1 protein-coding gene is annotated in these 816 nt (G+C 48.4%); it reads right to left on the bottom strand.

Features of this window, described 5'->3' with window-relative positions; all coding sequences use genetic code 11:
- Nucleotides 1-26: 26 nt before the first annotated feature.
- Nucleotides 27-725: a phage tail protein gene (locus C7H79_RS17265; RefSeq protein WP_172592505.1), complete on the bottom strand. Its 699-nt coding sequence runs from the start codon at nucleotides 723-725 to the stop codon at nucleotides 27-29.
- Between the last annotated feature and the right edge of the window lie 91 nt (nucleotides 726-816).

Below are 816 nucleotides of genomic sequence, written 5' to 3'. Positions count from 1 at the left end.
CCTGATGCCATTTTTAAAAACCTCCGTTAAATATTGGCGAAATACAATCTTCTCGCCATGTTTCTATTGGCCTGTAAGTACGCGACCAACTCAGCCTGAGTAAGATACTGAGGGTGCGGATCAGCCGCCACTGCATGAGCGTTCAAATCGGTATCAAATGCGTATTGCGGATGGGGATCGACAGCGTTGGCGTGAGCATCCAGGTCAGTATCCTTGGCGTACTGCGGGTGCGGATCGGAATCAGCTAAATGCTCATCCATTCTGTCCGTAACGTATTGATGTGTAGCTATTACGATACTGTTATCCACGACCAGATTGATAGTGGCCGCATTACTGGTTTCCACGATCAATCGATAAATGCTGTCTCGCGTCATGCCTTCGGGCAATATCGGCTTGGTTTCGGGTGCCGTGTTTCCCATGTAAATAGCGTTTCCAGCCTGATCGTCAATTCTGAATTCGCGGATAGTAAAGCCACCCACGTCAGGCGGGATAACCAGTTCAATGACGTACCAGGATGAGTTGTCCTGATGTAGAGTTATTGAATTGATGGGCGCCCGATAAACCTCATTCACCAGTGCTGTAGACGACTTTGTGGGCGTAGGAACCGTTCCGTTGCCATCGCCCAGGGCTACGTCGCACAAGATAACTGGCTGACCGTTTACAGCGGCATATGCCATTGCAGCAGCACCAACATCAGTAAGTAGTGTGTAGTAAATATTGCTCATAATTTTAAGGCTTTGGGTAAATTACGTTAATCGTGACTACTGTCATTGCTGCACCTGTGTTCAGTTGCCAGGAATGCTCTGAAGGCTGCGA

Source organism: Nitrosomonas supralitoralis (assembly GCF_003011925.2).
In the GTDB taxonomy this organism is placed as follows: Bacteria; Pseudomonadota; Gammaproteobacteria; order Burkholderiales; family Nitrosomonadaceae; genus Nitrosomonas; species Nitrosomonas supralitoralis.
Note: the sequence above shows the minus strand (reverse complement) of the source record. Positions and strands in the feature narration are given on the sequence as shown.